6 protein-coding genes are annotated in these 6718 nt (G+C 44.4%); 4 read left to right on the top strand and 2 right to left on the bottom strand.

Features of this window, described 5'->3' with window-relative positions:
• The first annotated feature begins 984 nt into the window (after positions 1–984).
• From EV213_RS16755 to EV213_RS16745, 4 genes are all read left to right on the top strand, one after another.
• On the top strand, positions 985–1827 hold the full coding sequence (locus EV213_RS16755) for a sugar phosphate isomerase/epimerase family protein (protein WP_133581714.1): 843 nt from the start codon (positions 985–987) through the stop codon (positions 1825–1827).
• Positions 1828–1852: 25 nt separating this feature from the next.
• Complete coding sequence (locus tag EV213_RS16750) at positions 1853–2503, top strand: carboxylesterase family protein (RefSeq protein WP_243740225.1); 651 nt, start codon at positions 1853–1855, stop codon at positions 2501–2503.
• A 288-nt stretch (positions 2504–2791) separates the two neighbouring features.
• On the top strand, positions 2792–2968 hold the full coding sequence (locus tag EV213_RS20840; protein ID WP_166639370.1) for a hypothetical protein: 177 nt from the start codon (positions 2792–2794) through the stop codon (positions 2966–2968).
• A gap of 173 nt (positions 2969–3141) precedes the next feature.
• Positions 3142–4440, top strand: coding sequence for a lysine N(6)-hydroxylase/L-ornithine N(5)-oxygenase family protein (locus EV213_RS16745; protein ID WP_133581713.1), 1299 nt, complete (start codon positions 3142–3144; stop codon positions 4438–4440).
• Here EV213_RS16745 and EV213_RS16740 read toward each other — a convergent pair.
• Positions 4430–5308 (bottom strand): AraC family transcriptional regulator, encoded by an 879-nt coding sequence (locus EV213_RS16740; RefSeq protein WP_133581712.1) that lies wholly within the window; start codon positions 5306–5308, stop codon positions 4430–4432. The genes EV213_RS16745 and EV213_RS16740 overlap by 11 nt on opposite strands.
• A gap of 328 nt (positions 5309–5636) precedes the next feature.
• Positions 5637–6536, bottom strand: a complete 900-nt coding sequence (locus EV213_RS16735; RefSeq protein ID WP_133581711.1) for a diacylglycerol/lipid kinase family protein — start codon at positions 6534–6536, stop codon at positions 5637–5639.
• Between the last annotated feature and the right edge of the window lie 182 nt (positions 6537–6718).

The raw sequence follows: 6718 nt of genomic DNA, 5'->3' as shown, positions 1-6718 counted from the left end.
GTGCAACATCGATTCGAAAGGACCTCATCGTGTTTTCTTTTCACCCTACGGGCACAAGTGCAACATCGATTCGAAAGGACCTCATCGTGTTTTCTTTTCACCCTACGGGCACAAGTGCAACATCGATTCGAAAGGACCTCATCGTGTTTTCTTTGCCGCAGGAGTCTCACTAGTAGCCGTTTTTGGTTTATTATACAGAACGAATGAAATGAGAAAGATCTTTTTTGGGTTCATTTTCAACAGTTACCAAAGGACATTCGTGTAAAAGGCACCAGGCGATCTACCTTGAAACATTGCACTTACTTGCCTTATTTGGTTGCAACACGGCTTTTTACCCTCTATACGAGACCGAGCCACAATAAACAATGTCCGCAGAAACAAACATCAGCGTAGCCAACATACGTAGACTCTAGTGGGATCAGCGCGAGCTGAAGATCCCCTCGGAAAGCCTGCTTTCCGAGGAAGCTGAAGCCGTGCCCCACAGAAAGCGAAGTATGTTGACGGAGCGGTCGTCATTCCCGTGCACCTTAGCGCATCTTCAACTCGAAAAGACCTCGTCGTGTTTTCATTGCTACTGGAGTCTCACTAGTAGCCGCTTCTGGTTTATTGTAAATGACGTTTGAAATGAGAAAGTTCTTGTGGCTTCATTTTCAACCGTTAACCAAACAAAATTGGTGGGATTTTTCAAATGAAGAAAGCGAGCGTTTCACAAAAAAATCAGGCTGAATGAAAACGTTTGTCTTTCGAGGCGCGAAGGCTTGGCAGGCGCGGAGTTGCCATCAGGGCAATGAGCACCGGACAAGGCAAAGCAACGAAGAAAGCGAGCGTTTTTCATCAAATCATATCAGGCTGAATGAAAACGTTTGTCTTTCGAGGCGCGAAGGCTTGGCAGGCGCGGAGTTGCCATCAGGGCAATGAGCACCGGACAAGGCAAAGCAACGAAGAAAGCGAGCGTTTTTCATCAGTCTGAAAAGGAGAATTTACATGAAAAAAGCACTATCCGCCGCAGGGCTTGGAGCCATAAATGGCCCACAGCATTTGATCGAACTAGCAGGCAAGAATGGCTTCGAGGCCGTTGAAACTAGTGGAAGCGCTCTCTTGAAAATTGCAGATGAACAAGGCGTTGAAACCATTGATACTTGGCTTCGCGAGGCTGGGGTTACGATCTCAACTTTTGGGCTTGCTGTCGAATGGCGTCAAACGGATGAAAAATTTTCGGAAGGTCTCGCCGATTTGGTCAGACAGGCTCAGCTTGCAAAACGACTTGGTGTCAGGAATTTCTGTACCTATGTCCTGCCCGCAACGGACATGAATGCGTCTCAATTTATGGCAAAGGCCATATCAAGGTTAAGGTTGTGTGCCCAAGTATTAAAAAATGAGGGCATTCAGTTAGGGCTTGAATTCGTCGGACCACATCACTTGAGAACGATGTGGAAGCATCCTTTCATTTGGACGATGGAGCAAATGTTGGATATGGTGGACGCAATTGACGAGCCGAACGTTGGCTTGCTTCTTGATGGCTTCCACTGGTATACGACAGGCGCGACAAGCGAAGACATTAAACGCGCTGGGGTCGACCGTATCGTTCATGTACATATTAACGATGCACGTAATGTACCGGTTGAAGAGGTGTTGGACAACGACCGCCTTTCACCTGGAGAAGGGGTGATTGACCTAACGACGTTTCTGCAAACGTTAAAGGATATCGGGTATGAAGGAGCGGTTGCTCAAGAAATTTTGACAAAGGAGCCACCTACTGAAAAGCCTGAGGTTTTAGCGGAAAAAGCTAAAAACGCCTACGAAAAAATCTACGCAACCTTGTCCTAAGAAAGCGGAGGTGGGCACAATCGTTTTGTTAGAGAAAGTGTTGGATCAAAAGCAAATAAAGGTGGAGAAACTGCCCTATTTGTTGGCTTTACCACCGGGTCATAATAAAACAAGCAGCTCTTCTTACCCCCTCGTTTTGTTTCTGCATGGGCGTGGGGAGAGAGGCAGTGATCTTGAGAAAGTACGTACACAAGGTCTGCCAAAAGCGATGGAGGGCTGGAGGGAGTCCCCGTTTATCATGGTGGCACCTCAATGTCCAGAGGATTCGTACTGGCCATTCTTGCTCGAATCACTTCTGTCTTTACTCGACGACGTTTGTGAGAGGTACGCTGTCGATCAACAGAGAATTTACCTGACAGGACTAAGCATGGGTGGGTATGGGAGTTGGTTCCTAAGTTTGAAAGCACCCGATCGATTCGCGGCAGTCGCACCAATCTGTGGCGTCGGCATACCGACATTAGCCGATGCGTTAAAAGATACTGCGGTGTGGGCGTTTCATGGTGAGAAGGATACAGTTGTTCCTGTAGAGCATACAAAAACGATGGTGTCGGCTATCAATAAAGCAGGAGGCCACGCTAAGCTAACCATTTATCCCGAAGCAGATCATGATTCTTGGACAGTGACGTACGAAAATCCCGAATTCTTTTCCTGGATGTTGAAACAAAAAAAGATGTAACAACGTATAGAAGAGCGAGGAGATGTCTCCCGTTCTTTTTTTGTGTTTGAGCAGTTCTGTAACACAGAGATAATCAAATCATATAATACCGTTGGAGAATGTCCTTAAAGCATATGCTAAATGGCAACAGTGCTTGATAAACATTTTTTAAGCACAAGGTTTACTACTAATATTTCAGGGCATAATGAAGAATTAACAAAATCGTAACAGTTCGTTCATCATACTATAACAGTTTTATAGTAGACTAATGATAACGTTTTAATTACGATAATAACAAGGAGGGATAAAATGAAACAGTTTCTATTTACCTTTATAACAGACAAATCTCAATGGGAAGAAAAAATTGATGCAGAAGGTATGATGGATGCTTCAAGAAAAGTCAAGGAACGACTCCGTCAATATGGCAATCAAACGGTTCAAGTGAAGTACAAAGGTATTTACTATCCATCACGCGCGATCGGTTAAGACAACAAAGAAGGGATGTGATTCATTTGCACTGGTTTTCCTATCAATAGCAACGCTTTAATCCAAACAATGGGTTAAGGCGTTTTTTTATGTCCTACTTTTTTGTTTGCGTAATGGATGAGAGGGAAAAGTATGGGGATAAAGAGATGAATTGAGGAAAAGAGGAAAGACGAATGGAAAAGTCGTTTGACTACGAAATGATAGGCATTGGGGCAGGTCCATATGGTTTAGGTTTAGCTGCAATGCTTGAACAAAATGAAATCAGTGCTTTGTTTTTTGAACGCCGCAACAGCTTCGCCTGGCATCCAGGCATGCTCATTGAAAATGCCAACCTGCAAGTCCCCTTTTTGGCTGATTTAGCTACGCTTATTGATCCAACCTCTCCATATACCTATTTAAATTATTTGAAAGTCCACAACCGTCTACAGAAATTTTTCTTTTACCAACGGTTAGAAGTGCCTAGAGAAGAATACAGTCGTTATCTAGAATGGGTCGGACAATCCCTCGCCTCTGTCAGACTAGGGCATGAGGTTGTTGCTGTGGAGGATGACCTGGAGTCCGGTGGATACAATGTACATGTGAAAAACCTCGAGACACAGGTTGTCGACAGCTACTCCGCAAAGCATATTGCCGTAGCGACAGGCAATGAGCCCAGTTTGCCTGCTGGAGTAGAAGTCGATCCTGAGGAAGGCGTATTTCATTCAATGACCTATATGCACAATCGAGAGCTTTGCCGAAGAGCATCTTCTGTACTCGTCATAGGTTCTGGTCAAAGTGCAGCTGAAATTTATTTGGACCTGCTTACAGACCAACGAACCGATTCATCTCGTGAACTGTCATGGGTGACGCGCTCGCCAGGTTTTTTTCAACTCGAATCAGCAAAGCTAGGGCAAGAATTATTTTCACTGGACTACGTTCACTATTTTCATGAGCTCTCCGCAAGTGCTAGGCGTGATGCGCTCCCAACGCTTTCACAGCTTCGAAAAGGAATTGATCCAGAAACGTTGCGTGCAATTTACGACGAGCTATATGAGCAATCCATTGACCATCGACTCAAAACGACGATACAAGCGATGGCGTCGTTTGTTGCTCGTCAAAATAAGAAAGTAACGTTTAAGCAATGGCAGGAGGACAAGGAATTTTCGATGAACGCAGACGTTATTATTTTTGCAACGGGTGATCAGCCAAGGCTTCCTGACTGGATTAAGGCAAATTATAGCGAAAAGCTCACCTGGGAAGATGAGAAGGCCGGGGAATATGCGGTCGACAAAAACTATCGCTTGCAGTTTAAAACACCACGGGATCGTCACATCTACGCGCTCACAAACCTTGTGCATAGCCACGGTGCAGGAGCAACCAACTTAGGTTTAGCCACCTATCGTAATGCACAGATTGTCAATGATGTGGCCGGGAGTACGATCTATGATGTTCCAGAAAAAACGGTTTTTCAACAGTTTAGTCCTAAGGCGTAGGGGACGCATGATGGGCTTGGTTCCTAAAGGCAGAAGGCGTCTCGCCCATCTGATCTTTAAACACTCTAGAAAAGGTTTTAAAGGAATTGAATCCACAGGCTTCGGCAATATCGCCAATAGGCATCCTCGTTGAAAAGAGCAGACTGCACGCATACCGAATGCGCAGCTCATGAAGGTTGTCTGTAAATGATTTTCCCGAAATGGCGTTCATTTTCTCACTTAACTGCGAAGCGCTCATGTGAAATTTCCCAGCGAGCGCTTTTTGCTGTAGTGGCAATCTGAAATGGGCATGAAGATAGTCCATCACCTCCCAAATATCAGCCGAACGTTCGTGCTTGGTTGGCGGGGGAGGCGTTTCTTTTGCAGCTTCAAAAAAAAGTAGGAGTAGTTCTCCTAGCTTTGCCTGCAAGAGTACATGGCGGTGCGTCTCGTGATTTTCATACAATCGGAGCATTTCTTCTGAAAGCATTGTTGCTATTTTCTTTTGATCCATCGTCAACTGGACATGACTTTGGGGCCAACGTTCTCGTTCATAGAACAGAGGATAAAGTGAAGAGGAGGCAAGCTCCCAAGAAGTAAATAATTCAGACCTGAAGTTAATGTTATAGATCATTAAAGGATCACTTGGTGTATCGCAGTAAATTGAATGGGTATCAAACGGTCTAATGAAGGTGACAGTCCCAGGCTCGAGTGTAAAGGAGTGACCGTTGACCTCCTCCACTCCATGCCCGGATACGACATAGGCACACTCTAAAAAATCATGGCGATGAGTGTGAAATGTGGTAGAAATGGTATGGAGGTCAATATGGAACGGAAAAAGAGTATTGCCGTTTGGAAATTCCGATAAGTGATATTGATACAGCGTCAATGCGATCCCTCCAGCGCAACCATTCTCTCTATCTATTGTAGCACATTGCTTGCGTTACAAATGTGCGACAAAACATTGTCAAATGGGTAACATACGTTACTTTTAATTGAGCAGTGGGAACAATAGTAAAGAACAGCAGAGACGACACGAAAGGAGCCTCATAATGAAAACCCCTTTTAATCCACCTCTTTGGCGCAAGTGCATCGCAACAGTAACTTTGGCATTAGGAGCATTTACTTCAAAAAGTGTACTTGGGAAACAATTCTATAAATAAATCGTACAGCACAAAACCTCACAAGGAACGTCCCCTGTGAGGTTTTGCGGTTTTCTACGTCTGAGATTTAAAGTCTCCAACAACGAGCTGGAGATGTTGTGGCAAATTAACGATGGTGGATGGAGTGGTAAAGCGCCTTTCTCCATCACAATCAATTTCAAGGTTGGGCTCTGTCACAACTCGAATCTTTTTCGCTTGCCCATAGACAAGATCCTCGTGTTCAGGAGGGGCTTGCTGTAAACGCGAACGGAACATTTCAATAAAAGATGGCATCGTTGATTGTTTAATAATTAGGACATCAAACGTCCCGTCTTGCAAATTATTGCTCGGAAAGAAGGCACGCACGCCGCCGGTAAAAGGGCTATTCCCAACGAGCACCATCACTGCCTCCCCATCAAAGTGGAACTCATCAGATTCAATTTTCACATGAAAAGGTTTAGCTTCCTTCATATTTTGCAGTGTGCTCAAATAATAGGAAAGTCTTCCGAGAGAATCTTTATTATTTACTTGTTGCGAGACCGTCGTAATTAGACCGATCCCCCAAAAGTTAAGAAAATATTGGTCTCCATCATAGCCAATATCGATCGGTTCAATGTGGCATTGTATAATTTGATCTAACGCTTCTAACGGATCCTGAGACATTCCTAACGCACGCGAAAAGTCATTCGCTGTGCCTCCTGGGAGAACAGCAAAGACTGGGCGATGATTAAGGCGCGAGAGGGCATTGGCAAGCTGATAAATCGTTCCATCGCCGCCAGCTCCAATAATGAGATCATAAGTTTGATGAATGGAATCAATCAGATCATCCACTTCTTCAGGTCCTTTTGTTTGAAACGTCTCGACCTTTTGAAAATGTTTCAGAAGCGTCTCCTCAATATGGTCAAGCTCTTCAATAATCTTTTGCTTTCCCGCATTTGGATTGACAACTAAAGCGACGGACAGGATTTGACTCATGGTTTCCCCTGCTTTCTCTTCACATGAATTCGTTTCTTTACTTTTTCCCTAAAAAACAAAAAATCACACATAAAGAGGTTTAATGAGTCAGCATAAAAGGAATTACGTCCTTATGTTTGCTTGCTTAATTGGCAGCTATCTTGCTGTCTGTCAACTAGGCATTTGGATGCATAGGCGACCAT

The sequence above is a fragment of the Aureibacillus halotolerans genome (assembly GCF_004363045.1).
Classification (GTDB): domain Bacteria; phylum Bacillota; class Bacilli; order Bacillales; family DSM-28697; genus Aureibacillus; species Aureibacillus halotolerans.
The sequence above is the reverse complement of the archived record's forward strand: the minus strand, read 5'-3'. Positions and strand labels throughout refer to the sequence as shown.